The 17751-nt window shown below is 68.8% G+C and carries 13 protein-coding genes; 6 read left to right on the forward strand and 7 right to left on the reverse strand.

Going from position 1 to position 17751, the window contains the following annotated elements; all coding sequences use genetic code 11:
• Positions 1–86: 86 nt before the first annotated feature.
• From HCR68_RS07565 to HCR68_RS07580, 4 genes are all read right to left on the reverse strand, one after another.
• Positions 87–1727 (reverse strand): MFS transporter, encoded by a 1641-nt coding sequence (locus HCR68_RS07565; RefSeq protein WP_167148249.1) that lies wholly within the window; start codon positions 1725–1727, stop codon positions 87–89.
• 637 nt (positions 1728–2364) lie between these two features.
• The gene (gene iolE / locus HCR68_RS07570; protein WP_167148251.1) at positions 2365–3291 is read right to left on the reverse strand and encodes a myo-inosose-2 dehydratase; all 927 of its coding nucleotides are present in this window, start codon (positions 3289–3291) and stop codon (positions 2365–2367) included.
• Between the two features lie 260 nt (positions 3292–3551).
• On the reverse strand, positions 3552–5207 hold the full coding sequence (locus HCR68_RS07575) for an MFS transporter (RefSeq protein WP_167148253.1): 1656 nt from the start codon (positions 5205–5207) through the stop codon (positions 3552–3554).
• A 96-nt stretch (positions 5208–5303) separates the two neighbouring features.
• A complete protein-coding gene (locus HCR68_RS07580; RefSeq protein ID WP_167148255.1) occupies positions 5304–6500 on the reverse strand; it encodes a Gfo/Idh/MocA family oxidoreductase in 1197 nt (398 codons plus the stop codon).
• Between the two features lie 399 nt (positions 6501–6899).
• Here HCR68_RS07580 and HCR68_RS07585 point away from each other — a divergent pair, with 399 nt between their 5' ends.
• Both HCR68_RS07585 and HCR68_RS07590 read left to right on the forward strand, forming a co-directional pair.
• Positions 6900–7955, forward strand: a complete 1056-nt coding sequence (locus HCR68_RS07585; protein WP_167148257.1) for a LacI family DNA-binding transcriptional regulator — start codon at positions 6900–6902, stop codon at positions 7953–7955.
• A 141-nt stretch (positions 7956–8096) separates the two neighbouring features.
• Positions 8097–9059 carry an aldose-1-epimerase gene (locus HCR68_RS07590; RefSeq protein ID WP_167148259.1) on the forward strand — a complete coding sequence of 321 codons (963 nt, stop codon included), beginning with the start codon at positions 8097–8099 and terminating at the stop codon, positions 9057–9059.
• 125 nt (positions 9060–9184) lie between these two features.
• Here the strand turns inward: HCR68_RS07590 and iolG are convergent, their stop codons facing one another.
• The 3 genes from iolG to HCR68_RS07605 all read right to left on the reverse strand — a co-directional run bounded on the left by iolG (position 9185) and on the right by HCR68_RS07605 (position 12371).
• The gene (gene iolG / locus HCR68_RS07595; protein WP_167148261.1) at positions 9185–10174 is read right to left on the reverse strand and encodes an inositol 2-dehydrogenase; all 990 of its coding nucleotides are present in this window, start codon (positions 10172–10174) and stop codon (positions 9185–9187) included.
• A gap of 182 nt (positions 10175–10356) precedes the next feature.
• On the reverse strand, positions 10357–11433 hold the full coding sequence (locus HCR68_RS07600; RefSeq protein WP_126412925.1) for a transaldolase family protein: 1077 nt from the start codon (positions 11431–11433) through the stop codon (positions 10357–10359).
• A 185-nt stretch (positions 11434–11618) separates the two neighbouring features.
• A complete protein-coding gene (locus tag HCR68_RS07605) occupies positions 11619–12371 on the reverse strand; it encodes a GntR family transcriptional regulator (RefSeq protein WP_167148263.1) in 753 nt (250 codons plus the stop codon).
• Between the two features lie 249 nt (positions 12372–12620).
• On the opposite strand from HCR68_RS07605, the gene iolC reads away from it, so the two are divergent.
• From iolC to iolD, 4 genes are all read left to right on the forward strand, one after another.
• Positions 12621–13682, forward strand: a complete 1062-nt coding sequence (iolC, locus tag HCR68_RS07610) for a 5-dehydro-2-deoxygluconokinase (RefSeq protein WP_167148265.1) — start codon at positions 12621–12623, stop codon at positions 13680–13682.
• A gap of 10 nt (positions 13683–13692) precedes the next feature.
• Entirely contained in the window at positions 13693–14622 is a 930-nt protein-coding gene (locus tag HCR68_RS07615; protein WP_208320532.1) for a deoxyribose-phosphate aldolase, read from the forward strand.
• A 114-nt stretch (positions 14623–14736) separates the two neighbouring features.
• Entirely contained in the window at positions 14737–15651 is a 915-nt protein-coding gene (gene iolB, locus HCR68_RS07620) for a 5-deoxy-glucuronate isomerase (protein WP_167148267.1), read from the forward strand.
• Between the two features lie 66 nt (positions 15652–15717).
• Positions 15718–17625, forward strand: a complete 1908-nt coding sequence (gene iolD / locus HCR68_RS07625; RefSeq protein ID WP_167148269.1) for a 3D-(3,5/4)-trihydroxycyclohexane-1,2-dione acylhydrolase (decyclizing) — start codon at positions 15718–15720, stop codon at positions 17623–17625.
• Positions 17626–17751 lie beyond the last annotated feature (126 nt).

A 17751-nucleotide genomic window follows, 5' to 3' on the forward strand; every position in this document is an offset into this window, starting at 1 on the left:
ACCCGCGTGCGGGGCTCCCGGCCGGCTCAGGCCGGGAGCCCCGCACGTCGTCGAGGGTCTGCAGCGTCACGAAGAGGGCCCGGGCATCAGGCGTAACGCTGTTGGAACTCCTCCTCCAGCTCTTCCAAGGACTTGTCCTTGGTCTCTGGGACGGTGCGGATCATGTAGATGACCGCGATGACGTTGACGACCGCGAAGATGAGATAGGTGATGACCGGCCCCAGGTGCTCCATCATCGGAGGGAAGACGAAAGTGATGATGGCGTTGACGACCCACAGACACAGAACGGCGAAGCCCATCGCAGCGCCTCGCATGCGCGAGGGGAAGAGCTCGGACATGATGACCCAGGTCCCCGGGGCGTTTCCTCCCTGCATGAAGAGCATGTAGACCACGATGACGACGACCACCAGGTATGGCACGAGCGCGGGCATGGAGGCCATGACGTTGCCCTTGTCGTCGAGGTGGGGGTTGATGCCGAACAGGAAGACGGCGGTCATGACCCAGAGCATGACTGTCAGGCCGATCGTGCCGCCGATGAGCACCTTACGACGTGAGAACCGCAGCAGGAACCACAGTCCCAGAGAGGAGCCGATGACCGACGCGACGCCCGTGAGCACATTGAGGGTGATCGCAGCCTCGGTTCCGAATCCCGCGTTCTGGAGCACCTTGGGCGCGTAGTTCATCATCGTGTTGACGCCTGTGGTCTGGTTGAAGATCCCGACCAGCACCCCGATGATCAGCAGTTTTCTCGTCCAACGGGTGGCGAAACAGCGCAGCAGGCCCCAGTGCTCCTGACTCGCCTCCCGACGGTGGATCTCGATCATCTCGTCGATCTCTCCGGCGATGTCGTCGTCCTCCTTACGGACCCGCTTGAGCTCGGCGATGGCCTCAACGTAACGACGGTGGGTGGCGTGCCAGCGCGAGGACTCCGGCATCATGCGCATCCCCAGCCACAGGGCGATGGCGGGAATCGAGCACAGCACCAGCATCCAGCGCCAGGTCGCGCCGTTACCGCCGTCGACGGTCACGGCGTCGGACACCGATTTCAGGACATCCCAGCTGTAGGTCTGCCCGACCTCGACGGCGGTCCTGGCGCCGTTGATCGTGACGGTCGTCCCGGGATCGACGGAGGTGACGGTGGCGTCGGGGCCTCCGGTGATGCGAGCGATACCGGCGTTCATGGCGAAGGCCAGGAACTGGCCGGTGACGATCATGAGCTGGTCAATGCCCACGAGGGTTCCGCGGATCGACTTGGGTGCGGTCTCGGCGAGGTAGACCGGCACGGTGGCCGAGGCGCCGCCCACGGCCAGGCCGAGGATGAAGCGAGCCGGGTAGAGGATCCAGATATTGGGGGAGAAGGTGCAGGCGAGGGCGCCGACGAAGAAGACTCCGGCCAGAAGCAGGATGTTGTGGCGTCGTCCGTACTGGTCGGACAGGCGGCCACCGAAGAACGCACCGCAGGCGCAACCGAGCAGGAGGATGCCACCGATCAACCCCTCCTCGAAGGAGTTGAGATGGAGGCCCCCGGCGGCGGTGGGCATGTACATGTAGGGCAGGGCGCCGGAGATGACGCCGGTGTCGTAGCCGAAGAGCAGGGAGCCGAGCGTGGCGATAAGTGCCACGAATCCGACGGAGCGGCGTTTTCCGGATGGAGGGGTGGCGGAGACAAGGGAGTCGATCTGCTCTCTGGGGAGGTCTGCAGGTGAGGTGGTGGGTGGTGAAGTCATGACAGGTCCTTCTGATCGCGCCCGTCAGCGGTGACGGGCGGGTGGAGCGCGCGGCATTACGCACTACTAGTTCACGCGCGTGAACTATGTCCTGTCAATAGGTCTCATAAGGTCGGATCTTCTCCCGGGTCCATATTTTGTCGGTGAGGTTTATTCGCTGCGCTGGCTGAAAGGTCGTCGGGGCCGTACCTCGAAGGCTCGAACCGGAGAGCCATGGATACGGCACTGGGACAAGGGCTCGGCGGCCTCGGATCGCCAGGAAGCCCGCGTCACGTCGCCGGGGTGTCCACAGGAATGACATTGGGCTCCCGGCCCACAGATTCGATCCGGCGGATCGGCGCGATTCCAACGATCTTCCCGCCCCTCGTGCGCCGGGATCCTTCCAATGTCATTTCTGTGGACACCGAAGGACTGGCTCGCTCACCGCAGGCCGAGGAATACGGCAACCATGCAGCGGACACTCCAATGAGTAAGCCTTGGTGCCTTCGGGTGCCCCATCGGGGTCGGTCCTGGCTGATGCCGGCAGGCTCTCAGGCGACGACGACGCTCCCGACCGGTGGCGGTCGGGAGCGTCGGGGTGAGGCGTCAGCCGGTGGGGCCGGCCCGGAGGGGGAGGCCGGGGCGGCCCCGTGACGTCTCAGGCCTTGAAGAGCGTGCCCTCGAGGTAGGCGCGCGCCTTGCGGGCGTACTCCAGGGGGTTGGCGATGGCCGGGTCCTGCTCGGCCTCCACCAGGATCCAGTCGCGGTAGCCGTGGTCCACGAGGAACGTGTAGGGCACCGTGAAGTCGATCGTGCCGTCACCGGGGACGGTGAACATGCCCGCCAGGAAGGAGTCGAGGAAGGAGCGCTCGGCGGCCCGGGACTCCTCCATCTTCTCGGGGCGCACGTCCTTGAAGTGGACGTGCTTGACGCGGTCGATGGTGGCCTCCAGCAGGCCCATGACGTCGCCGTCGCCCACGTAGGCGTGGCCGGTGTCGAACAGGAGGGAGACCTTGGCCGGGTCGGTCAGCTCCATGAGGCGGATGGTCTCGTCCTTGGTCTGGATGACCGTGCCCAGGTGGTGGTGGTAGACGAGCTCCAGGCCGTGGGCGTGGGCGACGTCGCCCAGACGGTTGAGCCCCTCGGCCAGGACGGGCCACTGCTCCTCGGTGAGCACCGGCTTGTTGGTGAAGATGCAGACGTCGCGGATGCCCTGGACCGAGCCGGTCTGCTCGGAGACGACGACGCGGGTGGCGCCCAGGTACTCCAGGTAGGCGCAGGTGGCCTCGAAGTCGGGGATGACGGCCTCGACGCCGTCGCGCAGGATGAAGGAGGAGTACCACTGGGCGACGATCTTGATGCCGCGGGCGTCGGCGGCGGCCTTGACCTCCTCCTTGGGCGGGAAGAAGCCGGCGCACTCGGTGCCGGCGAAGCCGGTGTCGGCCAGGTCGAGGAGCATGTCCTCAAGGGTGTTGAAGGCGCCGACCTCGGGGATGTCGTCATTGCGCCAGGTGATCGGGTGCATGCCCCAGGAGATGCCGTGGGGGTCGGAGATTGCGGTTGCGGGGTCGAGCGAGAAGGACATCGTTGCTCCGTGTCTAGCTGGTGTGGTGGTGGTCAGTAAGTTGGTGCTGAGTCGGTGCTGGGTCAGTGCTGAATCAGTGGTGAGTCGTGAGCCGGTGGCTGGTGCGCCGTCGGCTCCTTGGCCGTGGACGGGGCGCTCCCGGAAGGCGGGTGCCGGCGTCGGTGCCGGGCGGTGGGCCCGTACGACGAACCTAGCAACAGGACTTTGTCCTGACAAGCCTCTGAGGTGTCCTCCCGGGAGCGCGCGTCCCCGGGGTGGTGTCAGGAGTAGAGCCTCTCCATCTCGACCTCGATCTCCTCCAGGGACTTGTCCTTGGTCTCCGGCATGATCCTGAACAGCACGACGGCGACGACCAGGTTGAGCACGCCGTAGATGGTGTAGGTGATGCCGCCGCCCAGGGTCTCCATCATGGGCGGGAAGGTCCAGGTGATGATCGCGTTGGCGGTCCACATGCAGAAGATCGCGGTGCCGTTCATGATGCCGCGGACGTTGGCCGGGAAGATCTCGCCCATCATCGTCCATACGATCGTGCCGTTGGAGGACTGCACGATGAGCATGAAGACGGCCATGAGGCCCAGGATGAGGTAGGCGGCCCAGGCGGGCGGGGTGGTGTGGTTGGCCATGTGCGGGGCGATGAAGAACTGGAAGGTCGCGGCGATCCCCAGGAGGGTGATGCCCACGCCGATGACATCGCCGATGAGGACCTGGCGACGGCGGAACTTCAGGATGAGCCAGATGCCGATGGCCGAGCCGATCACCGACATGACGCCGTTGGCCACCTGGGCGGTGATGGAGGCCGAGGTGGACATGCCGGCGTACTCCAGGACCTTCGGAGCGTAGTACATGACGGTGTTGACGCCGGTGGTCTGGTTGATGACGGCCAGGAAGATGCCGACCAGCAGCAGCTTACGCAGCCAGGGCGTGGCCATGACGTGACTGAGGCCCTTGCGCTGGGACTCCTCCTCCTTCTCGTGTTGGCGGGCCTCGACCATCTCCATGATCTCGTCCTCGATGGGGCCGTCCTTCTCCGGCACGCGCACGCGCTTGAGGGACCCGATGGCGTCGTAGAGGCGCTCCTTGGCCAGGTACCAGCGCGAGGACTCGGGCATGAGGCGAATGCCGATCCACAGGGCCACGGCCGGGATGGAGCACAGGACGAGCATGTAGCGCCAGGCCTCGCCGTTACCGGCGCTGATGCTCAGCTGGTCGAGGAAGGCGTGGTACTCGGCTCCACTCATGGGGCCGCCCTTGGAGGCCTGCAGCTTGGTGATCTCGTCGAAGACGTAGGTGCCCGGGGAGAAGCGCCCGCTGGGGTCGTTGGCGATGGTGATCTTCGGGCCGCCCTGCATGGAGTTGATGATGGCGTTCATCGAGAAGGCGAGCAGCTGACCGGTGACGATCATGAGCTGGTCGATGGCCACGATGGAGCCGCGGATGCGCTTGGGCGCCGTCTCCGCCAGGTAGACGGGGACGGTCGCGGAGGCGGCGCCAACGGCGAAGCCCAGGACGACGCGGAAGGGGTACATGACCCACACGTTGGGGGCGACGGTGGTTCCGATCGCGCCGATGAAGAACAGGGCGGCCAGGACCGTGATGTTGTGGCGCCGGCCCCAGCGGTCCGACATGAGACCGCCGAGCAGGGCGCCCAGGGCCGCCCCGACCAGGAGGGTGCCGCCGATGGCGCCCTCCTCGAAGGAGGTCAGCTGGAGCCCTTTGGCGGCGAAGGGCATGTACATGTACGGCAGGGCGCCGGAGATGACGCCGGTGTCGTAGCCGAAGAGCAGTGAGCCGAGCGTGGCGACGGCCGCGATGGCGACGACACCGCGGTGCTTGCCCGAGGCCGGGGTCTTGGCCACCGCCTTGTTGAGCTCTTCCCTGGTCAGTCCGCGCAGGGACGTCGTGACTCCCTGTGACATAGGGGGTCTCCTCTCAGGTCTGCGGCGACGGTGCCGCAGGGTTGTGGTGATTGATGATGATGTGTTGATGTACGGGGAGGCCTGGACGGGCCGGTCTCAGGCGTCGAAGGTGGTCTTGCCCTCGACGCGGGGCACCTCGTGCCACTGGCCGTCGGCGGCCGAGGCGACGACGGCCTCGTCGACCTCCGCGGCGCACCAGGCGTCTGCGGCCGAGGGTGCGATCTGCTCGCCGCTGATGATCGACTCGATGAACTGCGCGGCCTCGATGGCCTTCATGTCGTCGAAGCCCATGGAGGTGCCGATGGCCGGCTGGAAGCGCTGCCACTGACCCCACTGGGGCCCGGCCATGGCGCGGGTGTAGCCGTGGGAGGCGCCGCCGTCGAGCACGGGGCAGATCTGAAGCTCGTTGAGGCGCTCGAAGTTCCAGCGGGCCGAGCCCTTCGTGCCGTAGACCTCGACGACGTACTCGGCGCGCGGTCCCACGCTGACGCGGGAGGACTCCATGGTTCCCACGGTGCCGTCCTCGAAGCGCACCAGCATGGAGACGTAGTCCTCGTTCTCCACCGGGCCCACCTCGTCACCGATCTCGAAGCCGGAGTGGCCGATACCCATCTTGGTGGGGATGGGGCGCTCGGTGATGAAGGTGTCGGTGACGGCGGTGACCGAGGCGATGCGCCCCACGATGTACTGGGCCAGGTCCGCTCCGTGGCTCATGAGGTCGGGCACGACGCCGGCCCCGGCCTTCTCCTTCGAGGCCCGCCAGGTCAGGGGGCCCAGGGGGGAGGAGTTGTAGTCGGCGATGAACCAGACGCGCACGTTGGTGATACGGCCGAGATCGCCCCCGCGCACCAGGGAGCGCAGGTACTCGATCGCCGGGGTGTGGCGGTAGTTGAAGCCGACGGCGGTGACCAGCCCCGCCTTCTCGGCGGCCTGGGCGATCTCGCGGGACTGCTCGGCGCTGACCCCCATGGGCTTCTCGATCCAGAAGGGCTTGCCGGCCTCGATAGCGGCCAGGGCCATCTCGTGGTGCAGGAAGTTGGGGGCGCAGATGGAGACGGCCTCCACCTCGGGGTCGGCCAGCAGCTCGTGGTAGTCGGCGTAGGCGCGCTCGAAGCCCAGGTTGTCCACCGCCTCCCGTCGTACCTCGTCCACGGGATCGGCGGCTGCGACCAGGCGCGGAACCACTCCCAGCTCGGGGAAGCGCTCGGCGATGGCACGGTAGCTGCGGGAGTGGAGTCGTCCCATCCATCCCAGGGAGATCACTCCGATGCCCAGTATTCTCTTATCAGTCATAACGGTCCTTTCCGACAACACTGTCGGCTGCTGCGTGTGTGGAGGTGCGTCCGGAAGACCCGGGAGACACCCGTCGTTAATGACGTCACAGGAAGGTATCAGACCATCTTTGTCCTGACAAGATGAAAGATGGATGAGAATCTCGCCGGTGCGACCCGGCAGGCGGGTGAGGGACGTTCGGGTGCCCGTGATCCGCGTGCTGGCGCGGTGCACCGGCTGCTCGATCGTGTAGCAGGCGCGGTCGACAGGTGGATTAATGCAGGCCTATGAGTGGTCACCTACCTGCTGAAACGGCGTCGTCGGATAAGATGGGACGGTCGGTGCCCGACGGTGGGTGCCGTCTCCCGCGGCACGCGCGGGATCGGTGGGCACAACGGTGTGGGAAGGGAGGCGTCTGCGATGCAAGGACCTCGAGGACGCGGCGGCCGCGTCACGATCAGGACCGTGGCCGAGCACGCCGGCCGCTCCATCTCCACCGTCTCGGCAGCGCTCAACGGCTCCGACGGCGTCGCTGAGATGACCCGCGAGGAGATCCTGCGGATCGCCGCCGAGCTCGGCTACCAGGCCGATCCGCGAGCCCAGTTCCTGCGTCGCAGCCACACCGGCCTCATCGGTGCCAGCTTCGCCATCGGACAGGCCTACCAGGGACTCATCGTGGACGGGCTCTACCAGGCGGCCTCCGCCCTGGGGCACGGCCTGGTCCTGGCCACCTCCACCCCGCACCGGGACGTGGCCGACGGACTGCGCGCCCTGCTGCTGGAGCGCTGCGAGGGCATCGTCCTCATCGACCCCGACATCCCGGTGGACGCCCTGGTCCGCATCGTTGACCGCACTCCGGCGGTCCTCATCGGTACCGGCACCGAGCTGAGCGACGTCGACGAGATCCACTCCCGCGACGACGTCGGCATCCAGCTGCTCGTCGACCACCTCGCCGACACCGGGCGGCGTCGCATCACCCATGTCGACGGCGGGCGAGAGACCGCTGCGAAGCGGCGGGTGGCGAGGTTCGTCCACGCCATGGAGCGGCGCGGCCTGGCGGACGGTGCGCGCGTCGTGCCCGGAGGGGGCGACGAGGACAGCGGGGCCAGGGCGGTGCGCCATCTCATCGAGGCCGGCGAGCTGCCCGAGGCGCTGCTGTGCTTCAACGACCACTGCGCCGTCGGTGCCCTCATGGAGCTGCGCCGCCAGGGCGTGCGGGTGCCGCAGGACGTGGCCGTCACCGGTTACGACGGCATCCCGGTGACGGCGGCCTCGGCCTTCTCCCTGACCACGGTGCGCCAGGACGCCGGCCTCATCGCCGAGGTGGCGGTGCGAGCGCTGCTGGCCCGGATGCACCCGGACCAGGACGGCCAGATCCCGGAGGAGGTCGCCGGTGAGGACCGGCGCCTGGGCGGCCACCTCTACCGGGTGGTGCCCGACCTGCTCGTCCGCGACACGACGGCGCGTGCCGCGTGAGCCGCAACCATCGAGACCGTCGGCACCGGATCTGGGCCGATACGGCCTACGGTGCCGACGGTTGTGATACCACATGAGATGCCAACCGAGATATCAACACTGAGGGGCACAGGCCCGCCCCCGAACACTGGGACAGGAACCATGATCAACGGAGAACTCATCGACCTGGTCGCCGGCGACTACGAGGCGCGCATCGCCTCCTCGGGCGCCATGCTCGTCCACCTGCGCAGGCAGGGGCGCGACCTCATCATGCCCTTCGACGCCGAGGCCACGCTGCCCGCGGGCTGGCAGGGTAAGACCCTGCTGCCGTGGGCCAACCGCATCGCCGGGGCGCGCTACGACTACGGCGGGACCGAGTTCTTCGTGGCCTGCAACGAACCGGCCAGCGGCTCGGCCCTCCACGGCCTGGCCGGCTGGATGGACTGGCAGGTCGTCGATGACGACCCCTCCGGCCCCGACGACGGCGCCGAGCGCAGCCAGGTCGTCCTCGAGCTGAGCCTGCTCGCCTCCTACGGCTACCCGTGGAGCCTGGAGGCCAGTGCCCACTTCCAGCTAGACGCCGAGCGCGGGCTGAGCGTCACCGTGACCGCCACCAACGTCGGCGCGGCCCGCCCTTCGCCTCCGGTTCCCGGTGCTCCCGAGGCCGACGGCGAGCTCGCCCCCGCCCCCTACGGCGTCTCCTGCCATCCCTATCTGACGCGCTCGGTGCCCCTGGACGACTGCGTCCTGACCATCCCGGCGGCCGAGGTCCTCGACGTCGACGAGCACATGGCTCCCACGCGCCGGCGCAGCGTGGAGGGAACCGACTGGGACTGGCGCCGGGGCCGGCTGGTCGGGGCCACCCAGACGGACAACGCCTACACCGCCCTGCCCGAGGGCACCTGGGAGGTGAGCCTGCGCGGCGGACAGGGCGACCGCGCCGTCGTCATGAGCTCGGACGCTCCCTGGGTGCAGGCCTACACCGCCGACGAGCTCTCCCGGCCGGGCGTGGCCATCGAGCCCATGACCTGCCCGCCCAACGCCTTCAACAGCGGAGAGGACCTCATCGCCCTGGCGGTGGGGCAGTCCCACTCCTTCACCTACCGCCTGCACGAGGAGGACTGACCGACTCCCTCGGGAGTCCCTCGGAGCAACGCACGGTGGGCGCCGTCGAGATGGATCACTCGACGACGCCCACCGGTGTCTGCAGAGGGGCGCGGGGTGGCGTGGTGCGCCCCGTGGCCCCGTTATCAGCTCAGGCGCACCGGCTGACCGGAGTGGGCCGACTCCGTGGCGGCCTCGGCCAGGCGCAGGGCGGCGATCGCGTCACCGATGCCGGTGGGCGGCGTGGTGCCGGCCTCGACGGCCTCGATGAAGGCGCTCAGCTCGATGCGGTAGGCGTCGGCGTAGCGCTCCAGGAAGAAGTCGAGGTAGGGCTCCTGGGCGTCGGTGACCTCCCCGTTGGACAGGCGCACCGTGGTGGCGCGGATGTTCTCGGCGAACAGGGCGCCCTCGCGTCCCGAGGCCTCCAGGCGCTGGTCGTAGCCCGAGGAGCAGTGGCGGTTGTTGATGATGGTGGCCACGGCGCCCGAGGCCGCCTTGAGGGTGACGACGGCGGCGTCGAAGTCACCGGTGTCCTTCAGGGCCGGGTCGAGGTTCTGCCCGGCGGCGTAGACCTCCTCAATCTCACCCAGGAAGAAGCGGGCGGTGTCGAAGTCGTGGATGGTCATGTCGCGGAAGATGCCGCCGGAGACCTTGATGTACTCCGCCGGCGGGGCGGCCGGGTCGCGGCTGATGATGGTCAGCTGCTCGATGTCGCCGATCCGGCCGGCCTCGACCGCGGCGCGGGCGGCGGCGAAGCTGGGGTCGAAACGGCGGTTGAATCCGAACATGACGGGGACCTCGACGGCGTCGAGCTCGGCCTGGGCGGCCTCGACGTCCTTCATGTCCAGGGCGATCGGCTTCTCGCACAGGACCGCCTTGCCGGCCTTGGCGGCGGCCAGCAGGTGGGGGATGTGCAGCGGCGTGGGCGAGCCGACGATGACGGCGTCGATCTCGGGGTCGGCGAAGACCTCCTCGGCCTCCTTGCAGGACCGGGCCCCGTAGGTGGCGGCCAGCTTCTCCGCGGCGTCCTCGAAGGGGTCGCAGACTAAGGCGAGCTCGGCCTGGGGGTGGGCGGCGATGGTCTTGGCGTGGACGTGGCCGATGCGGCCGGCGCCGATGACGGCGATGGAGAGCATCCTTGCTCCTTCTGCGTGTGAGTGCGTGTCTGGGTTGCGGTCAGTCGGTCAGTGGTGGGGGTGCGGGTGGGGCGACGACGCGGAACGTGTCTGAAGGCGTCGTCGACCCACCCGGTGCGGCGGGTGCCGCCTGCGGCCGGCCGGGCTCCCACCGGGGCCCGACCGAGCCTGATCGGGGCCGCTCAGGGCTGGGGCATGATGACGTCGCGCACCAGGGCGTCCAGGTCGGCGTCGGCCTGGAGGAACCCGCGCAGGGTGCGGCGGGTGGCGCCGAAGGAGTCGAACTCCTCGGGCGTCATGCCGTCGGGCTCGTAGGCGCGCACGAACTCGGGGATGGACAGCAGGGTCTCCATGATCTCGGGGGCCACGGGCTCGTCGATGCGCTCGACGACCTTGTAGCCGGAGTCGTTGATGAGCTTCTGCCAGGCGAAGGGCGGGGAGACGACCAGGTCGCCGCCGACCAGCTCGGACCACTGCAGCACGTTGCGGAAGGCGGCCGACAGCACGCGGGCGCGCAGGCCGCGGGCCTGGAACTCCTGGTAGGCGCGCTTGAGGGCGGCCACGCCGCCCCACTCCAGGTGGCCGGGGTCGATGAAGAGCTTGTCCCTCTTGGCCACGATCTTGAGCCAGTCGTCCAGGCGGCCGCCCATGAGGGTGACGACCGGGCCCATGGTGGAGACGTCCTTGCCCTCGGCCTCGCGGCGCTTGAGGCCGCGCTCGATGGCCTCACCGGTGGCCACGGCCTGGGGCACCGAGAAGGAGACCGTCACGTTGACCGACACGCCCCGGTAGGTGGCGTCCTCGATGGCCTTGACGCCCACGGAGGTGGCGGGGATCTTGACGATGATGTTCTTGGCCAGGTTCGAGAACTCCTCGGCCTGGTCTGCCAGGGCCTTGGCGCTGCGGGCCAGGCGCGGGTCGGTCTGCATGGACAGGCGGCCGTTACGCCCCTTGTGCTCCTCGAAGATGGGCTCGAGCAGCTTGGCGGCCTCGATGCTCATCTCGCGCACGACCTGCCAGCCGATCTCGGACTCGGTGGCCTCGGGCATCTCCTCGGCCAGCTCGGCGATGCGCGGGAGCCACACGTCCTTGCGCTGGTTGATGCAGGTGTAGGCGATGGTGGGGTTGCAGGTGGCGCCCACGCCGCCGAAGGAGATCGACTGACGCAGCTCGTCGGGGTCGGCCGAGTCGTTCCACAGCGCGGTGGGCGTGTTGCGAGCAGCGTCGAGAAGGGGGCCGGGAGTGTATTCGATACTCATCTGTTCTGTGCTCTCTTTCGGGTTCATCCGCGCAGGCGTCCTTGCAGCCGCGGTCCGGTACCCCTATTGAAGTGTGCCCGGCGTCATCTGTCAACAAATTGTCAGGACAAAGATTCCTGGGAACGGTGGTGTCGCCCGGGCCGGGCGCAGAGCCCGGCCCCAGTCGGGCGGAGAACTGGAGAGGGCTAGCTCGAGAACAGGGAGGTCTCGAAGGTGTAGCGCGAGGCGCGGTAGATGTGCTGGCCGTACTCGATGACGCGGCCCGACTGGTCGTAGGTGATGCGGGTGGCGGTCAGCAGGGCGGCGCGGCGGCGCTCGTGCAGCAGCTCGGCCTCGCGGGTGGTGGCGTTGCGGGCGCCGATGACCTGCTTGGCAGTGGTGGGCACGATCTCCTTGGCGCGCAGGAGGTCGTAGAGACCCCCGGCCTCCAGCTCCTCGCGGGCGGGGGCCATGGAGGCCGGCATGAGGTTGGACAGGACTGCGATCGGCTCGCCGTCGGCGCAGCGGATGCGGGTGCAGGACACGACGGCGGTGCCCTCCTCGACCTCGAGGTGCTCGGCGGCCTCGGCGTCGGCCTCGTGCTCGGTGTAGTCCAGCACGGTGGTGGAGGTCGTGTGGCCGGCGGCGGACAGGTCCGCCAGCAGGCTGGTCAGTTGCATCGGCCGGTGGACGTGCATGGGGGAGACGATCGTGCCCACGCCCCGGCGGCGCTTGACCAGGCCGCGGTCCACCAGGTGCTGGAGGGCCTGTCGGGCGGTGGGGCGGGAGACCTCCAGGCGCTTGGCCATGGAGAGCTCGTCCTCGAGCCGGGTGCCGGCGGGCAGCGTGCCGTCGAGGATGAGTGAGGCCAAAGGCTCAGAAATTTGCGTGTGCAGCGGCGTCTTGGAGGCGCGGTCGATCGTGATGTCGAGGGCAAAAGGGGATGCTGAATCGGACATGAGATAAGCCTGTGCGTCAGACGTGATAATGCCTTGAGCATACGGACGGTGCGCGTCGATGTCACGCACTGTCGTCATCGTGCGTCATCGTGGCTGCGATGGTCCTGGTTGCCGCGATCATCTGACATCAAATGTTCTGACAAATGCTTGACCTCGAGCCTCGTCGTGAGGCAGGCTTCGCAGTGACGCCCGGCGCAGGCCCGACCTCTGGAGGCCTGCGGGCCCCAAGGATGTGGAGACGCGATCACCGTGACGACAGCAACGACGGCAACCAACGAGACGACCGAGGTGACCGAGTCGGCTGGGGAGGACGCGCCCGAGAGCCGGCTCGACAGCCAGAAGACGCTGGACGTCCTGACCATCGGGCGCTGCGGCATCGACATCTACCCCCTCCAGGTCGGCGTCGGCCTGGAGGACGTCGAGAGCTTCGGCAAGTTCCTGGGCGGCAGCCCCACCAATGTGGCCGTGGCCGCCGCCCGCTACGGGCACCGCTCCGCCGTCGTCACCGGTGTGGGCAACGACCCCTTCGGGCGCTTCGTGCACACCGAGATGCGCCGCCTGGGGGTCGACGACCGCCACGTCGTCACCAAGGCCGCCTACAACACCCCGGTCACCTTCTGCGAGATCTTCCCGCCGGACAACTTCCCCCTCTACTTCTACCGCGAGCCCTCGGCCCCCGACCTGGAGCTGACCTGGGAGGACCTGCCGCTCGACGCCGTTCGCGACGCCTCCATCTTCTGGATCTCGGTGACCGGACTGAGCAAGGAGCCCTCGCGCTCGGCCCACCACGCCGCCCTGGGGGCCCGGGACCGACGACGCTTCACCATCGCCGACCTCGACTACCGGCCCATGTTCTGGAAGGACAAGGCCACGGCTCACCGCGAGGTCTCCAAGATCCTGCCCAAGGTCACCGTCGCCATCGGCAACCGCGAGGAGTGCGAGGTCGCCGTCGGCGAGCGCGACCCCGAGCGCGCCGCCGACGCCCTCCTGGAGGCCGGCGTCGAGCTGGCCATCGTCAAGCAGGGCCTGGAGGGCACCCTGGCCAAGACCCGCACCGAGCGGGTGGAGATGCCCGTGACCTCAGTGACCACGAAGAACGGCCTGGGCGCCGGAGACGCCTTCGGTGGAGCCATCTGCCACGGCCTGCTGTCGGGCTGGTCGCTGGAGAAGACCATCTTCGCCGCCTCCACCGCCGGAGCCATCGTCTCCTCGCGCCTGGAGTGCTCCACCGCCATGCCCACCGAGCCCGAGCTGCTCGAGCTCATGCGCGCCCGCCGCGACGAGGTTGCCCCGGGCCTGACGGACCTGTGAGGAGACCCCGATGAGCACCGTCCCCGCTCCCGCCACTGGATCCGTTGCCGCCTCCGCCGGTGGTCCCAGGCCGCTGACGGACACCATCACCGAGGTCCGGGCCACCGACCCCGACCGCATCGGCCGGGCGCTGGCCCAGCGCCCCCGCGCCGACCTGGCCCAGGCCGGACGCCTCATGGTCATCGCCTGCGACCACCCCGCCCGCGGGGCCCTGGGTGCCGGCGAGCGGCCCCTGGCCATGGCCGACCGCGAGGACCTCCTCCAACGCTGCGTGACGGCGCTGTCGCGCCCCGGCGTCAACGGCTTCCTCGGAACCGCCGAGATCATCGAGGACCTGGCGCTCCTGGGCGCCCTGGACGGCAAGATCGTCTGGGGCTCCATGAACCGCATCGGCCTCCAGGGCGCCTCCTTCGAGATGGATGACCGCTTCGGCGCCTACGACGCCGAGTGCATCGAGGCCTCCCACCTCGACGGCGGCAAGATGCTCACCCGCATCAACTACGCCGACCCCGCCAGCGCAGCCACCCTGAAGGCCAGCGCCGAGGCCATCGACTCCCTGTCGAAGCGCGGGCTGAACGCCATGATCGAGCCCTTCATCTCCCGCCGGCAGGACGGTCGCATCGTCAACGACCTCAGCGAGGAGGCGGTCATCCGCTCGATCTGCATCGCCCAGGCGCTGGGGCGCAGCTCGGCGCACACCTGGCTCAAGCTGCCCTGCGTGGCCGAGCCCGCCTCGATGCGGCGCGTCATGGCCTCCACCTCCCTGCCCAGCCTCATCCTGGGCGGCGAGGTCTCCACCGACCCCGAGGCCACCCGGGCCTCCTGGAAGGCGGCCCTTGAGCTGCCCAACGTCAGGGGCCTGGTCGTGGGACGCTCCCTGCTCTACCCCCGCAACGACGACGTCGAGGGCGCCGTCGACGCCGCCGTCGCCCTGCTGTGAGCACCTGAACAGCCCCGCAGGACAGGCGTCCCGCGCCCCGTCAATCGGCCCCGGCCGGGCCACAGATACGAGACAATCCGCACGAAACCACTCAGGAGCCGAAGGAGCACCGCCATGGGTCACACCGACCGCCCCGCCCAGCCCGAGACGTCGGGCCAGTCCCGCTACGTCATCCGCGCCGGCGAGCTCACCCACGACAGCTACGAGCTGGACCTGACCCCCGAGCGGGCCGGCTGGGAGTGGTCCTCCCTACGAGTGGTGGCGATCGCCCCCGGAGGCAGCCTGACCGTGCCGGCCGGTGAGCACGAGTACCTCGTCCTGCCCCTGTCCGGGGGCTGCAGCGTCCAGGCCGGCGGTGAGCGCTTCGAGGTGGCCGGACGCGACTCGGTCTTCACAGACATCACCGACTACGTCTACGTCCCCCGCCGCACCGAGGCGACCCTCACCAGCGCGGGCGGCGCCCGCATCGCCCTGCCCGGCGCTAAGGCCACCGCCGACAAGCCGCTGCGCTACTGCCCGCGCTCAGAGGTCGGCACCGGCCTGCGCGGGGCCGGCCCCTCCTCCCGGCAGGTCAACAACTACGCGCTGGGAAACGACGTCGAGACCTCCCACCTGCTGGCCTGCGAGGTCCTCACCCCCGGAGGCAACTGGTCCTCCTACCCGCCTCACAAGCACGACGAGCACACCGAGGTCGAGCGCGTCCTGGAGGAGATCTACTACTACGAGGTCCGCTCCGGCGAGGGTGACGCGGAGGGCTTCGCGCTCCAGCGCATCTACCCCTCACCCGGCCACGACATCGACGTGTGCACCGAGGTGCGCGGCGGCGACGTCGTCGTCATGCCCTACGGCTACCACGGGCCCTCCGTGGCCGCCCCCGGCTACGACCTCTACTACCTCAACGTCATGGCCGGCCCCGCCGAGGACTCCGTGTGGCTCATGACCGACGACCCCCACCACACCTGGGTGCGCCAGACCTGGGAGGGCCAGCAGGTCGACCCGCGCCTGCCCATGACCCCCATGAACGACTAGCCGACCCGCCTGACCGCCCTCCGCCCACCACCTCAGAAGAGCAGAGAAGAACAGAGAAGAACCACGATGAGCAACGAAGCCTACGCCGGCACGATCCGCCTGACGGTCGCCCAGGCCACCATCCGTTTCCTGTCCAACCAGTACTCCGAGCGCGACGGCGTCGAGCAGCGCCTCATCGCCGGCGCCTTCGGCATCTTCGGCCACGGCAACGTGGCCGGCATCGGCCAGGCCCTCCTGCAGAACGAGATCGCCCGTGCCGACGGCGAGCAGGAGATGCCCTACATCATGCCCCGCAACGAGCAGGGGCAGGTGCACGCGGCAGCCGCCTTCGCCAAGACCACCAACCGTCTCCAGACCTACATGTGCACGGCCTCGATCGGTCCGGGCTCGCTCAACATGGTCACCGGCGCCGCCCTGGCCACCACCAACCGCCTGCCGGTGCTGCTGTTCCCCTCCGACCAGTTCGCCACCCGCGTCCCCGACCCCGTGCTCCAGCAGCTGGAGGACCCCACCAGCCTGGACGTGAGCGTCAACGACGCCTTCCGTCCTGTCTCCCGCTTCTTCGACCGCATCAACCGGCCCGAGCAGCTCATCCCCTCCCTGCTCAACGCCATGCGCGTGCTCACCGACCCCGCCGAGACCGGCGCGGTGACCATCGCCATGCCCCAGGACGTCCAGGCCGAGGTCTTCGACTGGCCCGTGGAGTTCTTCCGCAAGCGCGTGTGGCACGTGCGCCGCCCGGTGCCCGAGCCCGCCGCCCTCGAGCGCGCCGTCGCCCTCATCAAGGCCGCCAAGCGCCCCCTCATCATCGCCGGTGGAGGCACCATCTACTCCGGAGCCAGCGAGGAGCTGCGGGCCCTGGCCGCCGCCACCGGCATCCCGGTGGGCGACACCCAAGCCGGTAAGGGCGCCATCAACTTCGACCACCCCAGCGCCGTGGGCGGCGTGGGCTCCACCGGCTGCGACTCCGGCAACCACATCGCCGACAAGGCCGACCTCATCATCGGTGTGGGCACCCGCTACTCCGACTTCACCACGGCCTCCAAGACCCAGTTCAAGAACCCCGACGTGAAGTTCGTGAACATCAACGTCACGCCCTTCGACGCCGCCAAGGAGAGCGCCGAGATGGTGGTGGCCGACGCCCGCGAGGCCCTGGCGGCCCTGACCGACGCGCTCGCGGACTACCGCGTCGAGGAGTCCTACTCCGAGGAGATCACCAAGGAGAAGGAGGCCTGGCTCAAGGCCACCGAGCGCTGCTACCACCTCGACCACGGTCCGCTGCCCGCCCAGACCGAGGTCTTCGGCGCCCTCAACGAGCTCATGGGGGAGGAGGACGTCGTCATCAACGCCGCCGGCTCCATGCCCGGTGACCTCCAGGCCCTGTGGCAGGCCTGCAGCCCGCTGCAGTACCACGTGGAGTACGCCTTCTCCTGCATGGGCTACGAGGTCCCCGCCGCGATGGGCGTCAAGCTCGCCCGGCCCGACGCCGAGGTGGTCTCCATCGTGGGCGACGGCACCTACCAGATGCTCCCCATGGAGCTGGCCACCGTGGTCCAGGAGAACATCAAGGTCATCTACGTCCTGCTGCAGAACTACGGCTTCTGCTCCATCGGGGCCCTGTCGGAGTCCCGCGGCTCCCAGCGCTTCGGCACCAAGTACCGCCAGCGCGGCGAGGGCAGCCACCTGGCCGACGAGCAGGTCATCGACGGCGTCGACATCGCCGCCAACGCCCGCTCCTGGGGACTGGACGTCCTCGAGGTCCACACCATCGAGGAGTTCAAGGAGGCCTACCGCAAGGCCGAGGCCTCCGACCGTCCCACGATGATCCACATCGAGACCGACCTCTACGGCCCCAACCCGCCCGGGTCTAGCTGGTGGGACGTCCCGGTCTCGGGCGTCTCCGCCCTGGAGTCCACCCAGCGCGCCTATGAGGACTACCAGCGCGACCGCAAGCCGCAGCGCCACTACCTCTAACGCTACCTGGAGGGATCACAGGTAGGTCGCGGACCGGCGCGCAGCTCCTGCGCCACCGCGTCGGCGGGGCCCACGGCGATCACGGCCGTGGGCCCCGCCGTGTGCGCGTTGGCAGGCGTCCGGAAG

The sequence above is a fragment of the Actinomyces sp. ZJ308 genome, assembly GCF_011752065.1.
GTDB lineage: Bacteria > Actinomycetota > Actinomycetes > Actinomycetales > Actinomycetaceae > Actinomyces.